The following is a 16525-nucleotide window of genomic DNA, read 5'->3' as shown; positions in this document are numbered from 1 at the left end:
CTACCCAGGGCTGGACATAATCGTTCAAAGTGATCTATTTTAATTCCAGCAGGTTCGACAGGGAGGTCACCATGGCCCGCACGCTCACCATCGCCGCCGTCCAGGCGGGGCCCATCCCCATCGGTGCGTCACTCGACGCATTCGCCGCGGAGGTCAAGGGCCACGGTGCGTCAGGCATCGACCTCGTGGTCTATCCCGAACTGCACCTGTTCGGCACCGAGAGGTGGCCGGAGGCGGAGAACGAGCAGCGGTTGCGCGCGGCGTCCGTCCCCCTCGACGGCGCCTTCGTCGACGACCTGCGCGCGATCGCGCACGATGCCGGGGTCGCGCTCATCCCGGGAAGCGTGTGCGAACGGGGGCGGAACGGGGAGCTGTACAACACCTCTCTTGCGATCGCCGCGGACGGCGCGCTGACGGCGTCCTACCGCAAGATCTTCCCGTGGCGACCGTACGAGCCGTACGACCCCGGCGACCGATTCGTGACGTACGGGACGGATGCGGGCGTCGTCGGACTCTCGATCTGCTACGACGCCTGGTTCCCCGAGGTCACCCGCCATCTCGCTTGGATGGGAGCGGACGTGGTCGTCAATATCGTCAAGACCACCACTCCCGACCGCGCGCAGGAGCTGGTGCTCGCCCGCGCGAACTCGATCGTCAACCAGACCTTCACCGTCAGCGTCAACTGCGCCGGCCCCGTCGGAAAGGGGCAGAGCATCGTGGTCGACCCGGAGGGCGCGGTGCTCGCCGAGGCCGGCGTCGACCCCGAGGTCCTGAGGGTGGCGCTCGATCTCGATCACGTCGACCGCGTGCGCACCCACGGCACTGCCGGCAGCAATCGGATGTGGGCGCAGTTCCTCCCCGCCGATGCGGCCCTCGAGCTGCCGCTCTACGAGGGCCGCATCGAGCCGCATCGATGGGAGCCGCGGCGCCCCTCAACCGCCTGAGCCGCCCGATCCGATCCCGGCCCCCGAAACCGCCCCTCCCCGAACCCGATCCCCTCTCACCCCTCTGGAGACGACGATGTCGACCGAACAGCAACCCCACCTCACCCGATCGCTCGGGCTCACCTCGCTGGTCCTGTTCGGACTCGCGTACATGACCCCGCTCATCGTCCTCGGCATCTTCGGCGTGGTCGCCGAGACGACCGGCGGCGCGAGCGCCTCCGCATACCTGGTGGCGCTGATAGCGATGCTGTTCACCGCCTCGAGCTACGGGCGGATGGCGGCCGCGCATCCGGTCGCCGGATCCGCTTACACCTACGTGCGCCGCACGATCGACTCGAGGGTCGGTTTCCTCGTCGGCTGGGCGGTGCTGCTGGACTACATGTTCTTGCCGATGGTCATCTGGCTGATCGGCGGCGCCTACCTCAAGGCGGAGTTCCCCGCCGTGCCGAGCTGGGTGTGGATCATCGGATTCGTGCTCGTCACGACGCTGCTCAACATCCTCGGGATCAAGGTCGCCGACCGCGTGAACTACATCATGATGGCGTTCCAGGTGCTCGTCATCGTCGTGTTCGTGGCGCTCTCGATCGGCTCCGTGGTCAGCGGCAAGGGCCTCGGCGGACTCGTCAGCGGCGGACCGTTCTGGAACTCGACGACGAGCTTCCCGATGGTCTCCGCCGGAGCCGCGATCGCCGCGTACTCCTTCCTCGGCTTCGACGCGGTGACGACATTCACCGAGGAGACGAAGGATCCGACCCGCAACGTCCCTCGCGCGATCATGCTCATCGCGCTCATCGGCGGCGGCATCTTCATCCTGGTGTCGTACACGACGCAGCTCGTGCATCCGGGCGGCGCCTTCAAGGACTCGTCGTCGGCCGCATTCGACATCGCGATGACGATCGGCGGAAACGTGTTCGGCGCGATCTTCCTGGCCGGGCTCGTGATCGCCCAGTTCGCATCCGGTCTTGCCGCACAGGCGTCCGCCGCCCGGCTGCTGTACGCGATGGGTCGGGACGGCGCCCTCCCGCGGCGCGTATTCGGCGAGGTCTCGAAGCGCTTCCACTCCCCGGTGCTCAACATCGTGATCATCGGCGTGATCGGGCTGGCCGCGCTTTTCCTCGACGTCGCGACGTCGACGTCCTTCATCAACTTCGGCGCGTTCACGGCCTTCACCATGGTCAACATCTCCGTCATCGTGTACTACGTGAAGGAACGACGGGCCGGACGCATCCACAACCCACTCGTCTACGTCGTCATCCCCGCGATCGGAGCCGTCATCACCGCCTACCTGCTCACCAAGCTCGACGCGAACGCGATCATCCTCGGGCTCAGCTGGCTCGCTGTCGGCATCGTCGTGCTCGCGGTCATCACCAAGGGCTTCCGCAAGCTGCCGCCCGAGCTTACCTACGAGCAGGAGGAAGCGCCCTCCGCGGCCGCTCCCGCCGGTGCGGTCGCGGGGGAGTGATCGGTGCGTCTCGCGCTCGCCCAGATCGACTCCGGCACCGACGTCGCGCACAATCTCGCGCTGATCCGTGCCGGGTTCGAAGATGCGGCGGCGCGGGGCGCGGATCTGCTGCTGTTCCCCGAGTACGCCATGTACGAGAAGAAGGTGGTGGACGGCAGCTTCGCCGAGGTCGCGCAACCCGTGGACGGCGAGTACGGCAGGACGCTCGCTGCGCTCGCCCTCGAGCACGGGATCGCCGTCATCGCGGGGATGGTGGAAGCGGCCCCGGACGGGGACAGGCCCTACAACACGCTCGTGGGGTTCGACGCGGACGGCGGCCTTGTCGGGTTGTATCGGAAGATCCACCTCTACGACGCCTACGGGTTCCGGGAGTCGCACTGGATATCCCGGCCCGACCCCGCGTTGCCGGTCGTGATGCCGATCGCGGGGATCCGGGTCGGCGTGATGACCTGCAATGACCTCCGCCACCCGGCGCTGGCCAGGGATCTGTCCGCCGCAGGCGCCGACGTGCTCGCGATCTGCGCGTCATGGGTACCCGGACCGCACAAGATCGACCAGTGGCGCACCCTCGCCGCCGCCCGCGCGATCGAGAACGTCATCCTCACCGCGGCGGTGTGCCAGGCGCCGCCCGTCTCGATCGGTACGAGCCTTGTCGTCGATCCGATGGGGGCGGCACTCGGTGAGCTCGGCCCGGAGCCGGGTCTGCTCGTCGTCGACCTCGATCCCGCGGAAACGTCCCGCGCACGAGCGCGTGCAGCACAGTAGAGCGCATCGCTACGCGGATCGTCGATGGCGGCGGTGCGTCATCCGGTAGGCGCCCGTGAGGGGCGACGTGACACAGCGCTGTGAGGAAGATCCTCCGCGCCGATGAGTCGTTGAGCCACGGCCCACAGCGATGCGGCGAGGTCGGGTCCCGTTCGCGCGGCGTGCGGGATCCCGATGCGCACGGCGGGGCCGGTTAGCGTGCGGCGCGGACCGAAGTACTCGCCGTTGCCGGCTCCCGGATCCGTTGCGGCGAACAGGAGCGGCTCGGCACCCTGCGAGACGTCCTGTGAGGGCAGGAGCGTGCGACGGACCGGGGGCCTGGCCTGATCGGCGGCGCGGACGAGGTTGCCGCCCGCGACCTGCAGGTTCGTCCGTGTGTACCCGGGGTGAGCGATCGTGGAGCGCAGGCGCCATCCGTTCGCGCGGGCGGTGTCGGCGAGGTGGATCCCCATGAGCAGGTCGGCGAGCTTGGACTGGCCGTAGGCGGCGTTCGGCCGATATCGCTGTCGCCACTGCAGGTCGTCGAAGCGGATCCGCCCGCGATGCGCCACGAGACTGGACATCGTCGCGACCCGCCCTTCCGGGGCGTCGAGCAGGCGCGGCAGCAGCAGGCTGGTGAGCAGGAAGGGGCCGAGGAAGTTGCTGCCGAACTGCAACTCGAAACCGTCCGCCGTCTCGAACCGGCGCGGCGGGGCCATCACGCCTGCGTTGTTGATGAGGACGTCAACGGGTGTGCCGTGGGCCGTCACCGCGGCCGCGAACGCACGCACGCTCGCGAGGTCGGCGAGGTCGATCCGGTGCACCTCCAGGCGCGCGCCCGGAGTCTCGGCGCGGACGGCGGTCATCGCGGCCTCGCCCTTCTCGGGTGAGCGGACGCCGAGGACCACGCTCGCCCCGGCCGCGGCCAGGCGTCGGACCGCTTCGAGGCCGGTCCCGCTGTTGGCTCCGGTGACGACGATCCGTCGCCCCGTCTGATCCGGTACCCGATACATGCCGCTCCCTTGCCGCTCAGCCGGCCGCGACCGGACGTGGCATGAGCGCGTCCCAGAGCGGGCTGGCCTGCGCGCGGTTGCGGGCGCTCAGCTCCTCGAGGTACCAGTCCTGCCCGAGCAGCTGCTTCACCCGGGGGATCGCGGTGCCGTCGGGGCCACTGTAGTAGTGCACCTTCCCGGCGTCGCCGTCCACGACCATCCGGAACATCACCTCGGCGGTGCCCGCCGGGTCGGATCGGACGGTGTTGAGGGTGTTGAACAGCGTCATCGACGGCAGGTAGTCCTCGGGGACGTCGTCGGCGACGTCGACCTTGCTGAAGATCCGTGTCATGTGGTTGCCGGGATGCAGGGCCTTGACCTGCACGCCGAACTCGGCGAGCTCGGCGTGCAGCCCCTCCGTCAGTGACGCCACGGCGGCCTTGGAGGCCTGGTAGTTCGAGGTGTAGGGGAAGCCACCGTCGGCACTGATCGAGCTGACGTTCACGATGACGCCGGAGCGCTGGTGCCGGAAGATCGGGATGAACGCCTTGTTCAGCGCGATCAGCCCGAACACGTTGGTCTGGAACTGGCGGTGCACCTGCTCCATCGTCGTGGCCTCCAGTGGCCCCGCCTGGAAGTAGCCGGCGTTGTTGATGAGTGCGTCCACCCGGCCGAACGCGGCCGCCGCGACCTCGCCGAACGTGAGATCCGCCGCCTCGTCGTCGACGTCGAGGAGGAGCGTCCGCACGTTCGGGAGGGCGTCGTGGGTGCGCAGATCGTCCTCCTTGCGGACGGTCGCGACGACGTTCCAGCCTGCGCGGTGGAAGCGCTCGACGGCGAGACGGCCGAAGCCTGTTGATGTTCCGGTGATGACGACGGTGGGCGATGACATGGACGGGTCCTCTCTGCGTCCTATTTAACGCAACGGTGTTGTGCTATGAGTGAAACACGGACGTCAGAGTAATGCAACCCTGTTGCGCTATCATCGTGGGATGACGAACGTGGCATACGAGCGCGCGCGATCGGCCGCGGCGAAGCAGGAGCGCGAGGACGCGATCCTGTGCTCGGCGGCCGAGCTGGGCCTCCGCGACGGAGTGCGCGCGGTGACGCTGACCGATATCGCGGCCGGTGTCGGGATGCACAAGTCGACGATGCTGCGGTACTTCGAGACCCGGGAGGAGATCTTCCTGCGGCTCGCTGCGGCGCAGTGGCGGGAGTGGTCGCGCGAGGTCGTTGCGGGGTTGCGAGTTAGCGCTGGCGGCGCCGCAAGGCGGTGGGCTCCGGCCGAGACCGCGGCCTTGCTGACATCGACGTTGCTCACTCGGCCCCTGTTCTGCGAACTGCTCGCGCACGTGCCGCTCAACCTCGAGCGCGGCGTCTCACTGCCGATCGTGAAGGACTTCAAGCTCACCGCGATCGCCTCCGCCTCCGCCGTCGCGGATGCGCTGTCGGACGCGACCGGGCTGCCGCGGGGAGCGGGCATGGAAGTGGTCGCCACGGCCACGGCGATGGCCGGCGCGCTGTGGCAGATGGCGGCGCCGGGCACGGCGCTCCGCGAGCTCTACGAGACCGATCCGGAACTCGCGCACGCCCGGGTCGACGTCGAGCCCCGCCTGGTACGGATCCTGGAGGCGCTGATCACGGGGCTCGCGGGCTGATGGTGCGGGCTCAGCGGTTCCGATGCATGATCCCGACGACCGGGTCGTCATCGATGTGTCCCTGCTCCACGGTCTCGTCGATGATCGCGATCAGACCGCGCTCGTCGTAGCGCGGCCAGGAGGGATCGGCGGGGGCGCCGTCGCGTGCGAACGCGACCCACTGCTCCTGGATCCATGACGACACGTTCCGGTCGGCGTCGTCATACCCCTCGGGCGTCAGTGTGCCGAAGAGATAGCGCAGTTCGGCGGTATGGCGGGCGCGTTCGTCCGAGGCTGCGGCGGCGGGGGAGACGCGCGCGAAGCGGTAGGCGTGCAGGTCGCCGCCGCTCGCGAGCAGCCGCTCGGCGGCCGTCAACGTCGTCTCGGTGAAGACCGCGGCGGTGTAGGCCCTGTCGAAGCGGGAGTACATCGAATCGGATCCGGTCCGCACCGCCCGGCGCACCGCGCCCGCCTGCTTGCCGGCGAGGGCACGAGTGAGTGCCCAGAGCAGGATCCGGTTGTAGGGGAGCATGCCGGGCTTGATGAAGTAGCGGGCCTCGTTCTCGGTCGTGCCGAGGAGCAGCGGCACGGGGGCGAGATCCGCGGTGCCACCCTGCGCAGGAAGGATCTCGCCGTCCGGCACCGGCATCCACGCCAGATTCGCGGGGGTGTGCACGCGGCCGCGCTTCGGGATCGTCCCGCTGAACAGATGCGAGGCTTCCGTGACGGCCGCGGTCGGGAGGCGGCGCAGGTCGTCGGGGCTTCCTCCGCCGAGGTGGCGGATCAGGCTCTGCGACGCGAGCCGCGTGCGCTCGCCGGTCGGCAGGGTGTCGAAGGTGAAGCGCTCGATGGCGCTGGACTGCACGATCGCGCGGTGGAACAGTCCCCGTGCCGCCGGTGCCTCGAGCAGCATCCGCACTGCATGGCCGCCGGCCGACTGGCCGAAAACCGTGATGTTGCCGGGGTCTCCGCCGAAGCCTGCGATGCTCCGCTGCACCCAGCGGAGCGCGGCGATCTGGTCGAGCAGGCCGAAGTTGCAGCCGAGCTCGGGATCGGCGAGGTAACCGAATGCGCCGAGCCGGTAGTTGATGCTCACGACAGTCACGCCGTGGGCGGCGAGGGAGGCGCCGTCCGTGCCGTCCTCGCAGCCGCTGCCGCCCAGGTAACCTCCGCCGTGGATCCAGACCATGACCGGCTGCTTCGCCTCGGAGTCGGTGCTGCCCGTCCAGACGTTCAGATAGAGGCAGTCCTCGCTCTGCGACGTCGCGCGCGGGGTGAACACCGCACCGGAAGTCTGCGGGCAGATCGGGCCGAACTCCCACGCGGGGCGGGCGCCTCCCCAGCCGACCGGTTCGAGTGGAGGCCGCCAGCGCCGGTCGCCGACGGGCGGCTGTGCGAAGGGGATCCCGAAGAACCGTGCAACTCCGTCCTCTGCGAAGCCGTCGACGATACCTTGCTCGGTGCGGACGAGCGTGTTCATGCGGGGGCTGCCAGGATCGCGATGACCGCTCGGCGGACGTGCTCCTGCACCGTGGGGATCCGTGCGGCGGGGTCGGTCTCGTCGAGCTGGCGCAACGCGACGGCGTGCGCGGTGCGGAAGATCAGCACCTGACCCATGACGGAGAGGGCAGTGAGGCGGTGCGTCTGTGCCGAGCCCTCCGGGTGCAGCCGTGCTGCGGCGGCGGTGAGCGTCGTCGCCAGGCGGTCCATGAACCCGTCGAGCAGCGCGTCGAACGATGTCGACGGGTTCTGCTGCTCGCGCAGGATCAGCTGCATCGGATCCGCGGACTCGGGGCGGAGCAGGGCCGCGACCATCGTCGTCGCGAAGTCGGCCGTGGCAGCGCCGACCTGCTCGGCGCGGCCACGCGCGAGGGCCTCCGCGATGTCGTCGAGGAGAGGGGCGGCGATCGCGCCCACCTCGGCCGCGGCCTGTGCCAGGACGGCGTGGTACAGGCCGTCCTTCCCGCCGAAGTGATAGCCGATGAGCGCCTGGTTGATCTGGGCGTCCTGTGCGATCCGGCGGGTGCTCACCGCGTGGAAGCCATCGCGGGCGAAGGCGATGGTGGCCGTGGCGAGCAAGGCATGCCGAGTCTCATCGCCGGTCGGGCGGGCCGGTGACGACGCAGGGGTGGCTGAACCCTGAACACTCATGCCGTCAGCCTAATTGATCAAATGATTAAATCAAACGATCAATCTATTCGGACATTCGGGATCCCGCGCCATGCGTCATGTGTGCCCGACGTCCGTCATCACGATCAGGCGTACGCTCGCCGCCGAGCCTGGACGACCGATCGAGGGACGGACTCGGCTTATCCCTTGACCGCACCGCCGATCCCGCCGCTGTTCAGGAACGCTCGCTGGAAGACGAGGAAGATCACCACGGGGATCATCGTCGCGATCGCCAGCGCCGCCAGATAGACGCCGAGGTCCGTGGAGGCCTGGATCTGCGGCAGTCGCACGGACAGCGGCTGCACCGAGATGTCGGCCAGCACGAGGTTCGGCCAGAGGAAGTCCGCCCATGCCGCGTTGATCGCGAGGATCGACACGACTCCGAGGATCGGCCGCGACATGGGCAGCACGATCGACCAGAACAGGCGGAACGTGCCGGCGCCGTCGGTGCGCGCCGCCTCGAAGATCTCCTTGGGCAGGCTCTCGAAGAACCGCATCACCAGCAGCACGTTGAACGCGCTGGCGCCGGCGGGCAGCCAGACAGCCCAGAACGTGTTGATCAGGGAGTGGCCGATCAGGGGCGGGTGCACGATCGTCAGATACAGCGGGACGAGCAGCACCACCGTCGGGATGAACAGGGTCGCGAGCACCATGCCGCTGAGGATCCGGCCGTACCTGGGTCGCAGCACCGCCAGGACGAAGCCACCGGTCGTCGCCACCAGCAGCTGCACGGCCCAGGATCCGGCCGCCATCGCGATCGTGTTGCCGAAGAAGCTCGCGATGTGCACGTCGTTCCATGCGCGTTCGAGGTTGGACCACGCCCAGTCGGTCGGGATGAACTGGAGCGGATGCGTCAGCGTCTCCCGCGTCGGCGTCACGGCGGCTTTCAGCAGCCACAGCAGCGGGAGGAGACCCGCAGCGACCAGGGCGATCCCGAGAAGCACGTTCAGGACCGTCCCCAAGGCCCGCGTCGCAGGCCGGGACCAGTCGGCGTGCGAGAGGATGCCGCGGTCGGCCTGTTCCGTCGAGGAACGGCGCGTCCGCCGCGGCGCGGGTGCGGTCGGCGCAGGGGTCGTGAGCGCCATCAGTCGCTCCACTTCTTGGTGAGCCGGAAGTACCCGAGCGACATCAGTCCCAGGAAGAGCGCGAGCATGAGGCTCAGCGCCGTCGCCTTACCGTAGGCACCGCCGAGGCTGTTGGTGAAGGCGTACTGGTAGATGAGCAGCAGGATCGTCGTGGTCGAATTGGCAGGCCCTCCGCCGGTGAACAGAAACGGCTGCAGGAAGACCTGCGCGGTGGCGATGATCTGCAGGATCAGCGTGATGAACAGGATCCCGCGCAGCTGGGGGAGGGTGACGTGCCACACCTTCTGCCAGATCGAGGCTCCGTCGACTTCAGCGGCGTCGTAGAGCTCGGGAGCCACCGAGGTGAGCGCGGCGAGGTAGATGATGATCGTGCCGCCGGCGCCCGCCCAGGTTGCTTGAAGGACCAGCGACGGCATCGCGGTCGCGGCGGATTGGATCCACGGCTGCGCGGGGATCCCGAACCAGCTCAGCATCGTGTTGAAGACGCCGTTCGGCGACGCGTCGTAGAACACCTTCCACAGCAGCACGGACACCACCGGGGGAATCACGACGGGCAGGTAGGCGAGCACGCTGTACCACCCCTTCGACCGGCGGAACTCGCTCATCAGCACGGCGACGACCAGTGGGATCGGGTACCCGATCAACAGCGCGATCCCCGCGAACAGCGCGGTGTTGCGCAGCGCCGTGTAGAAGAGCGGGTCCTGCAGCACCGCTGCGAAGTTCGCGATTCCCACCCACTGCGGCTCTGTGACGAGGTTCGTCCGCTGGAAGCTCATCACAACGGCCTGCACGATCGGCGACCAGGAGAACACTCCGAACACGATCAGCATCGGCAGCGCGAAGAGGAGTGTGGTGAGCCCTCCTCGTCGGACCCAGGTGACCGGCGTCCGACGAGGCGGACGCGCCGCCGTCGACGTCGCCTCGGGTGCCGATGTCGGATCAGCAGGAGGGGTGTCGGGACTCATGGTTGCGGCCTGAGACATGCGGGGACCTTCGTATCGGATCATGGCACGGTGCGACCGGGACGTCATCCCGGTCGCACCGCGTGCGGGCGGGTCAGCTGCCGGAATCGACGAGCGCCTGGATCTTGGTGTTGACGCCCTTGAGCAGGGTGTCCACATCCGCGTTCTGATCGGTGAGCACGGCCTGCACGACCGCGTCCAAGGCGCCGTACAGGTCCTGCGTGTGGGCCGGCGGCTCCGGCACGATCGTCTGCGACCAGATCCCGTCGGTGAACGGCTTCACGTTGGCCGCGGGGACATTGACGTAGGGCTTGATCCACTCCTGGTTCTGCTCCCAGGTCGCCTTGTCCAGTACGGGCAGGGTGGGCGCGCCGACCGCCTGGTTCCCGGCCTTGAGGGTCTCCGCGTTCTTCACCGCCGCGTTCTTGTCCACCGTCGGCTGAGTGCGGTAGAAGTCGATCCATTTCACGGCGGCGGCGATCTGCTCAGGGGAGTCCTTCACGTTCACCACGTCCACGTTTCCGCCCGACAGGATCCCCGCATCGGCGTCCTTCGCCACAGGGAAGGTCGTCACGCCGTAGGTCTTGGGATCCAGCCCGTTGGCCTGCATGAGCGAGCCCACGACGTCCGACCCGCTCATGTACATGCCGATCTTGCCGGCGGCGAACGCCTCGTTGATGCCCGACCAGTTGAACAGGAAGTTGCTTCCCATCGCGTTGTCGTCCCAGCGCAGCTTCTTCAGCCACGCCAGCGCCTTCTCGGTCGCGTCGTTGTCGGCGGTGACGGTCACCTTGCCGTCAGGTCCGACCTTCTCCATGCGCCCGCCGAGCGCCTCCGTCAGCGTTGTGAGCTGCCAGCCGCCGGTGTTGTCCTGCGTCATCTGCATGTAGCCGGCGACGCCGGGCACCTTCGCGGCGATGGTCTTCGCGTAGGTCTCGACCTCGTCGAGGGTCGTGGGCGGCTTGTCGGGGTCGAGGCCCGCTTTGGTGAAGATGTCGCGGTTGTACGACAGCGACATCGCGTACGGGCCCCACGGGATGCCGTAGACCTTGCCGTCGGTGCCGGTCGCGACGTCGAGCACCTTCTTGTTCCACTTGTCGGCGGTCGCGGTCTTCTTGAAGTCCGCGGTGATGTCGGCGAGCTGGCCATTGTTCGCGAGGGTCTTCGAGTCGGTGAACGGCACATTGAACACGTCTGGCAGGGTGCCTCCGGCGAGTTCGGCGGCGAATGTGGTGCCGGTCCACTGGTACTCGATCGCCTTGACGTCGATGTCCGGGTTCGCCTTCTCGAACTGCTTCACGCGATCTGCGAGCGCCTTCAACGCGTCGGCGGTCGCGCCGGGCAGCACCGGCGCGACGACGAGATGCACCTTGCCGCCGTCCGATCCCGACCCGGATCCGGAGGCTGAGCATCCGGCCAGGGCGCCTGCGAGCGCGAGCACCGACGTGCCGGCCAGCAGGACTTTCATTCGTGACTTCATCGTCTTTCCCTTCATGGATGATGGCGCGGATGCGCCGGGCTCCTCTGGTGCGAGGATCGTCATGATCGGCCCCCCTCGGGGACATGTCGAGGTGCGAGCCGCAGCCAGGCGGCGCCGTTGCCGGGCAGGATCCCGTTGTGCAGCTCCGCCGAGGCCAGCATCAGCTCGTCGTGGGGAGGCAGCTCGAGCGGGGACGATCCGGTGTTGACGATGCATGCGAATCGCTGACCCCTGCGGAACGCGAGGACGTTCTCGCCCAGAACCTCGATCCAGTCCAGATCGGAGCCGCCGAGGTCGGTCTCTGAGCGCCGGATCCGAAGTGTCGCTCGATAGAGGCTGAGCATGGATGCGCGATCCGACTCCTGCCGCTGCACCGTGAGGTCGCGCCACGACTCCGGTTGCGGCAACCACGTCGTGATGCCGTCCGGGCTGAAGCCGAACGGGGCGCGCTCTCCGGACCAGGGCAGCGGCACCCGGCATCCGTCGCGTCCCGGATCCACCCCTCCGGAGCGGAAGTGCATCGGATCCTGGATGAGCTCGAGCGGGAGATCCTCGACCTCGTCGAGCCCGAGCTCGTCGCCCTGGTAGATGTACAGGCTGCCCGGGAGAGCGGCGACCAGGAGGGCCGCTGCGCGCGCCCTGCGTCGGCCGAGGTCGAGGTCGGTGGGGATGCCGAAGCGCTTGTCGAGGAAGGCGAAGCCGGTCCTCTCGCGGCCGTACCGGGTCACCGGCCGGGTGACGTCGTGGTTGGACAGCACCCAGGTGCTCGGGGCGCCGACCGGCGCGTGCGCGGCGAGCGTGGTGTCGATCGACGTGCGCAGCTCTGCGGCATCCCATGGCCGGGCGAGGAAGTCGAAGTTGAACGCGGTGTGCATCTCGTCGGGGCGGAGGTAAGCCGCGAATCGCTCCGCGTCCTCGACCCAAAGCTCTCCGACGAGCACTCGGCGGTCCGGGTATGCGTCCGCGATCGCCCGCCAGGAGCGATACAGGTCGTGCAGTTCGTCGCGGTCCTCGGTCGGATGCGTGCCGGGGCCGGTGCGCTCGCCGACTTCCGGCAGGTGGGGATCCTTGATCACCATCGCCGCCGAGTCGATGCGCACCCCGGCGACGCCGCGATCGAACCAGAAGCGCAGGATGTCTTCGTGCTCGCGCCGCACGTCGGGGTGGTTCCAGTTCCAGTCGGGCTGCTCGGGGGTGAACAGATGCAGGTACCACTCGCCGGGATCACCCTCGGCGGTGACCGTGCGGGTCCACGTCTCGCCTTGGAAGCTCGACACCCAGTGCGTGGGGATGGTGGATCCGCTCTCGCCCTTGCCTGGGTGGAACCAGAAGCGCTCCCTGGCGGCGGATCCGGGATCCGCGGCGAGCGCCTCTTGGAACCACGGATGCTGAGCGCTGATGTGGTTCGGGACGATGTCGATGATCGTGCGGATGCCGAGCTCGGCTGCCTCGACGATCAGCGCCTCGGCGTCAGCGAGGGATCCGAACATCGGGTGGATCGCGCGATAGTCGACGATGTCGTAGCCGCCGTCGGCGAGCGGCGACGGATACCAGGGGTTGAACCACAGGGCGTCGACGCCGAGCGCTGCGAGGTAGGACAGGCGGCTCCGCACGCCCGCGAGGTCGCCCGTGCCGTCGCCGTCGCCGTCCGCGAAGCTGCGGACGTACACCTGGTAGATCACGGCGGTGCGCCACCAGTCGGCGTCGTCGGAAGAGTTCGGAGGCGTCATCGCCATCGTGCTCCTGCTCGGGGTGCAGCGGGACGTCCCGGATCCGGGGCGTGCTGATCACCGTAATTCGCCGGAGTCAGGAAAGCAAGAGATGAACGAAATCTTGCAAGAAACAGACAATCAAGAGTCGGAGGTTCTCGCGGTCCGAGAATCGATCTCCTGCGAAGGGGCTGGCGCGGTCGACCCCCGCAGCACCAGCTCCGGCTCGAAGAGGAGCTCCTCTCCCGCGGCGGCGGTGCCGGCGATCTGCGCCATGAGCAACTCCACGGCAGTGCGCCCGATCGCCTCGATCGGCTGCCGCACCGTGGTGAGCGGCGGCTCCGTGCAGCTCATCAGCGCCGAGTCGTCGAAGCCCACGACGGACACGTCGTCGGGCACCCTGGCCCCCGCCCGACGGGCCGCCCGCACGGCACCCAGGGCGAGCGGATCGCTCGCGCACACGATGGCGGTGGCGCCGCGTTCCAGCAGGCGGGTCGCGCCCGCCTGCCCTGACTCCAGCGAGTACAGGCCGTGCACGATCAGGTCGTCGCTCAGGGGTGCTCCCAGGTCCGCGAGCACCCGCCGGGCCGACTCGCGCTTCCGTCGGGAGGGGATGTGATCCGTCGGCCCGAGCACCAGTCCGATGCGGCGGTGCCCGAGCTGGTAGAGGTGGTTGACCGCTTGCTCCGCCGCTGCGGCGTCGTCGGTGGCCACGGTTGTGAAGGGGAGGTCGGGTACACCCGAGCTCACCATCACGGTGGGCAGCTTCACGCGGCGCAACTGCTCGTAGTGCCCGTGGGGTGCATCGGCCTGGGTGTAGTTGCCGCCGAGGAAGATGACGCCGGAGACCTGTTGCTCCAGGAGCAGCTCGACGTAGTCCGCCTCGGTCACCCCGCCCGCGTTCTGGGTGCACAGCACGGGGGTGTAGCCGTTCTGCGAGAGGCTGCCGCCCACCACCTCGGCGAGGGCGGGGAAGATCGGATTGGTCAGTTCCGGCAGCACCAGGCCGACCAGTCGCGCCCGCTCACCGCGAAGCTTCGTCGGGCGCTCATAGCCGAGCACGTCCAGGGCAGTGAGCACCGCCTGACGGGTGCTGTCGGAGACCCCCGGCTTTCCGTTGAGGACGCGCGAGACCGTGGCCTCGCTGACACCCACCTTCTTGGCCACTTCGACGAGACGCTTCGACATGCTGGCAGTTTACGCAAGAACGCGACGACAACTTGCGCTCTCTTGCGTGGCCGACGGATCTCGTGCGCTGCGAGAGGATGGTCCGGTGAGCTACGACGCGGACGAGACCGTCTTCGAGCATGCCGGACGGCGGATCCGGCTGGAGGCGAACGCGCAGTTCGACGCCCTGGTGGGGGCGTTCGAGGCCGCGGTCCCGGCGCTGCCGGAGGAGCAGGCGCTGGCCGAGGTACGCGGCGGCGACTGGGCGGGATTCGTGCGGGGGCTGCAGTGGGAGGCGCCCAGCGGGTTCGTCCGGGTCTGGACCTCGCGTCCCGACGCGCTCATGGCGCACGCGGGCAGCGGCGCCCGCAGCGTGGTGTGGCTGATCGCGCACCACGGGATCACCGCGCGGCTGTTCCGGCACGATCCCGGCACGATGCTCTACGCCCCGCTGCGCATCGAGGCGCACACGTCGAGCGCGCCGGGGACGACGCTGAGCTTCGAGGCTCCGGGCGCCCGGCTCGCCGGCTTCGGTGTCAACAAGATCGCGCAGGCCGGCGCAGAGCTCGATCGCGCCCTCGGCGACCTCATCGAGGACCTCGGCCTGCCTCGGCCCACGGCGCTGCGTCGCTGATCCGGTCCCCGTCCGGTGCGGCCGCGGCCAGCCGGCGCGGAGAGCTCCCGGAGAGCTCCGGATCGCCGTCAGGCCTTGTTGTCGGCGAGCAGCAGCACGCCGCCGAGCCCGATCATCATGCCCCCGCCGGTGCCGCGGACCGCGGCGAGCCGTCGGGGCGAGCGTGCGAACCACGACCGCGCCGCGCCGGCGATCAACGCCCAGGTCCCATCGCAGACGAAGGCGATGACGGTGAAGATCAGCCCGAGGACCATCATCTGCAGGGGAACGGATCCGGCGTGGAAGTCGACGAACTGCGGCAGCGCGGCGACGAAGAAGACGATGGTCTTGGGGTTGGTGGCCCCGACGATGAAGCCCTGCCGCAGCACGATGAGCGTGGACATCCGCGGCGAACCCGTCTGGGACGCGCCCTCGAAACCGTCGCGCCGGTGACGGATGGCCTGGATTCCGAGATAGGCCAGGTAGAGCGCACCGAGCACCTTCACCACCGTGAACAGGGCCACGGACTGGGCGACGATCGATCCCACGCCGAACGCCACCGCGGTGATCGGGACCAGGCTTCCGAGCTCGTTGCCGAGCACGCTCCAGAGCCCGGCGCTGCGACCCCAGGCGAGCGAGCGTCCGATGACGAACAGCACGCTGGGGCCCGGGATCGCGATGAGGACCAGGGAGGTGAGGGCGAAGGCGATGACGGCTTCCGTGTGCGGCACGTGAAGAACCTAGTCCCGGTGCCGCCCGGATGCCAGCGCGCGTTCGTCGGAACGGCCGGGCGCGCTCTGGCTACGATGGCGCCGTGGCGGACACGACATCTCGGATCCAGACGCTCGGCATCATCGGTGCCGGCCGGATCGGCAGCGTGCTCGCGCGCCTCGCGGTGGCGGCCGGCTATCGCGTGCTGGTCGCGGGATCCTCGGATCCGGCCCGGATCGCACGCGCCGCCGCCGCGCTCGGGGCGAGTGCGGTCGACGTCGCGGAGCTCGCCCGCGATGCGGACGCCGTACTGCTGACCCTGCCGCTCGGCCGGCACACGACACTGCCGGCGGAGCTGCTGCGCGGAAAGCTCGTGATCGACGCCATGAACTACTGGTGGGGCGCCGACGGGCTCCGCGACGACCTCGACGATCCGCGCACGTCCACCAGCGAGATCGTGCAGCGGTTCCTGGCCGGATCCCGCGTCGTGAAGGGGCTCAACCACATGGGCTACCACGACGTCGAGGACGAGGCCCGCCCCGCGGGCGCCCCGGGTCGCAAGGCGATCGCCATCGCCGGGGACGACTCCGCAGACGTGGCGCAGGTGGCACGGCTGGTCGACGACCTCGGTTTCGACCCCGTGGTGGCCGGCGATCTCGCGAGCGGCATCATGCTCGAACCCGGCGCGGAGGCGTTCGGCGCCGACGTCGACGCCGCCGAGCTGCGGGCGATGCTTGAGCGATTCTGGACCTCGCAGCGCGGCATCGTCGTGGCCAGGGCGCGCGCCGCGGACCAGGACGCCTGAACCGCAATCGCCTCAACGGGGTCGGGACGAAGCCTGGGCCGGACG

The 16525-nt window shown here is 68.9% G+C and carries 16 protein-coding genes; 6 read left to right on the top strand and 10 right to left on the bottom strand.

Going from position 1 to position 16525, the window contains the following annotated elements:
* Positions 1 to 71 precede the first annotated feature (71 nt).
* The 3 genes from ACFWCK_RS03635 to ACFWCK_RS03625 all read left to right on the top strand — a co-directional run bounded on the left by ACFWCK_RS03635 (position 72) and on the right by ACFWCK_RS03625 (position 3171).
* On the top strand, positions 72 to 944 hold the full coding sequence (locus tag ACFWCK_RS03635) for a carbon-nitrogen hydrolase family protein (RefSeq protein ID WP_378804591.1): 873 nt from the start codon (positions 72 to 74) through the stop codon (positions 942 to 944).
* Positions 945 to 1020: 76 nt separating this feature from the next.
* On the top strand, positions 1021 to 2406 hold the full coding sequence (locus tag ACFWCK_RS03630; RefSeq protein ID WP_378804589.1) for an APC family permease: 1386 nt from the start codon (positions 1021 to 1023) through the stop codon (positions 2404 to 2406).
* A 3-nt stretch (positions 2407 to 2409) separates the two neighbouring features.
* A complete protein-coding gene (locus ACFWCK_RS03625) occupies positions 2410 to 3171 on the top strand; it encodes a carbon-nitrogen hydrolase family protein (RefSeq protein ID WP_378804588.1) in 762 nt (253 codons plus the stop codon).
* A gap of 38 nt (positions 3172 to 3209) precedes the next feature.
* Here ACFWCK_RS03625 and ACFWCK_RS03620 read toward each other — a convergent pair whose 3' ends face one another.
* Positions 3210 to 4163 (bottom strand): SDR family oxidoreductase, encoded by a 954-nt coding sequence (locus tag ACFWCK_RS03620; RefSeq protein ID WP_378804587.1) that lies wholly within the window; start codon positions 4161 to 4163, stop codon positions 3210 to 3212.
* A gap of 16 nt (positions 4164 to 4179) precedes the next feature.
* A complete protein-coding gene (locus ACFWCK_RS03615) occupies positions 4180 to 5034 on the bottom strand; it encodes an SDR family oxidoreductase (RefSeq protein ID WP_378804586.1) in 855 nt (284 codons plus the stop codon).
* 100 nt (positions 5035 to 5134) lie between these two features.
* Here ACFWCK_RS03615 and ACFWCK_RS03610 point away from each other — a divergent pair, with 100 nt between their 5' ends.
* Positions 5135 to 5800 carry a TetR family transcriptional regulator gene (locus tag ACFWCK_RS03610; protein ID WP_378804585.1) on the top strand — a complete coding sequence of 222 codons (666 nt, stop codon included), beginning with the start codon at positions 5135 to 5137 and terminating at the stop codon, positions 5798 to 5800.
* Positions 5801 to 5810: 10 nt separating this feature from the next.
* Here ACFWCK_RS03610 and ACFWCK_RS03605 read toward each other — a convergent pair whose 3' ends face one another.
* From ACFWCK_RS03605 to ACFWCK_RS03575, 7 genes are all read right to left on the bottom strand, one after another.
* Positions 5811 to 7259 (bottom strand): carboxylesterase/lipase family protein, encoded by a 1449-nt coding sequence (locus ACFWCK_RS03605; protein ID WP_378804584.1) that lies wholly within the window; start codon positions 7257 to 7259, stop codon positions 5811 to 5813.
* On the bottom strand, positions 7256 to 7930 hold the full coding sequence (locus ACFWCK_RS03600) for a CerR family C-terminal domain-containing protein (RefSeq protein ID WP_378804583.1): 675 nt from the start codon (positions 7928 to 7930) through the stop codon (positions 7256 to 7258). The genes ACFWCK_RS03605 and ACFWCK_RS03600 overlap by 4 nt, the downstream gene beginning before the upstream one ends.
* A 158-nt stretch (positions 7931 to 8088) precedes the next feature.
* Positions 8089 to 9033, bottom strand: coding sequence for a carbohydrate ABC transporter permease (locus ACFWCK_RS03595; protein ID WP_378804581.1), 945 nt, complete (start codon positions 9031 to 9033; stop codon positions 8089 to 8091).
* Entirely contained in the window at positions 9033 to 10016 is a 984-nt protein-coding gene (locus ACFWCK_RS03590; protein WP_378804580.1) for a carbohydrate ABC transporter permease, read from the bottom strand. Before ACFWCK_RS03590 ends, ACFWCK_RS03595 begins: the two co-directional genes overlap by 1 nt.
* Positions 10017 to 10089: 73 nt before the next feature.
* Positions 10090 to 11475 carry an extracellular solute-binding protein gene (locus ACFWCK_RS03585; protein WP_378804579.1) on the bottom strand — a complete coding sequence of 462 codons (1386 nt, stop codon included), beginning with the start codon at positions 11473 to 11475 and terminating at the stop codon, positions 10090 to 10092.
* Between the two features lie 59 nt (positions 11476 to 11534).
* Complete coding sequence (locus tag ACFWCK_RS03580; RefSeq protein WP_378804577.1) at positions 11535 to 13211, bottom strand: glycoside hydrolase family 13 protein; 1677 nt, start codon at positions 13209 to 13211, stop codon at positions 11535 to 11537.
* Between the two features lie 114 nt (positions 13212 to 13325).
* On the bottom strand, positions 13326 to 14372 hold the full coding sequence (locus ACFWCK_RS03575) for a LacI family DNA-binding transcriptional regulator (RefSeq protein WP_378804576.1): 1047 nt from the start codon (positions 14370 to 14372) through the stop codon (positions 13326 to 13328).
* Positions 14373 to 14457: 85 nt separating this feature from the next.
* On the opposite strand from ACFWCK_RS03575, the gene ACFWCK_RS03570 reads away from it, so the two are divergent.
* Positions 14458 to 14985 carry a hypothetical protein gene (locus ACFWCK_RS03570; RefSeq protein WP_378804574.1) on the top strand — a complete coding sequence of 176 codons (528 nt, stop codon included), beginning with the start codon at positions 14458 to 14460 and terminating at the stop codon, positions 14983 to 14985.
* Between the two features lie 68 nt (positions 14986 to 15053).
* On the opposite strand, the gene ACFWCK_RS03565 is transcribed toward ACFWCK_RS03570, so the two are convergent.
* Positions 15054 to 15695 (bottom strand): LysE family translocator, encoded by a 642-nt coding sequence (locus ACFWCK_RS03565; RefSeq protein WP_378804573.1) that lies wholly within the window; start codon positions 15693 to 15695, stop codon positions 15054 to 15056.
* A gap of 83 nt (positions 15696 to 15778) precedes the next feature.
* Here ACFWCK_RS03565 and ACFWCK_RS03560 point away from each other — a divergent pair, with 83 nt between their 5' ends.
* Positions 15779 to 16480, top strand: coding sequence for an NADPH-dependent F420 reductase (locus tag ACFWCK_RS03560; RefSeq protein ID WP_378804572.1), 702 nt, complete (start codon positions 15779 to 15781; stop codon positions 16478 to 16480).
* The last annotated feature ends 45 nt before the right edge of the window (positions 16481 to 16525 follow it).

This window comes from Microbacterium sp. NPDC060117 (assembly GCF_042729315.1).
GTDB lineage: Bacteria > Actinomycetota > Actinomycetes > Actinomycetales > Microbacteriaceae > Microbacterium.
The sequence above is the reverse complement of the archived record's forward strand: the minus strand, read 5'-3'. Positions and strand labels throughout refer to the sequence as shown.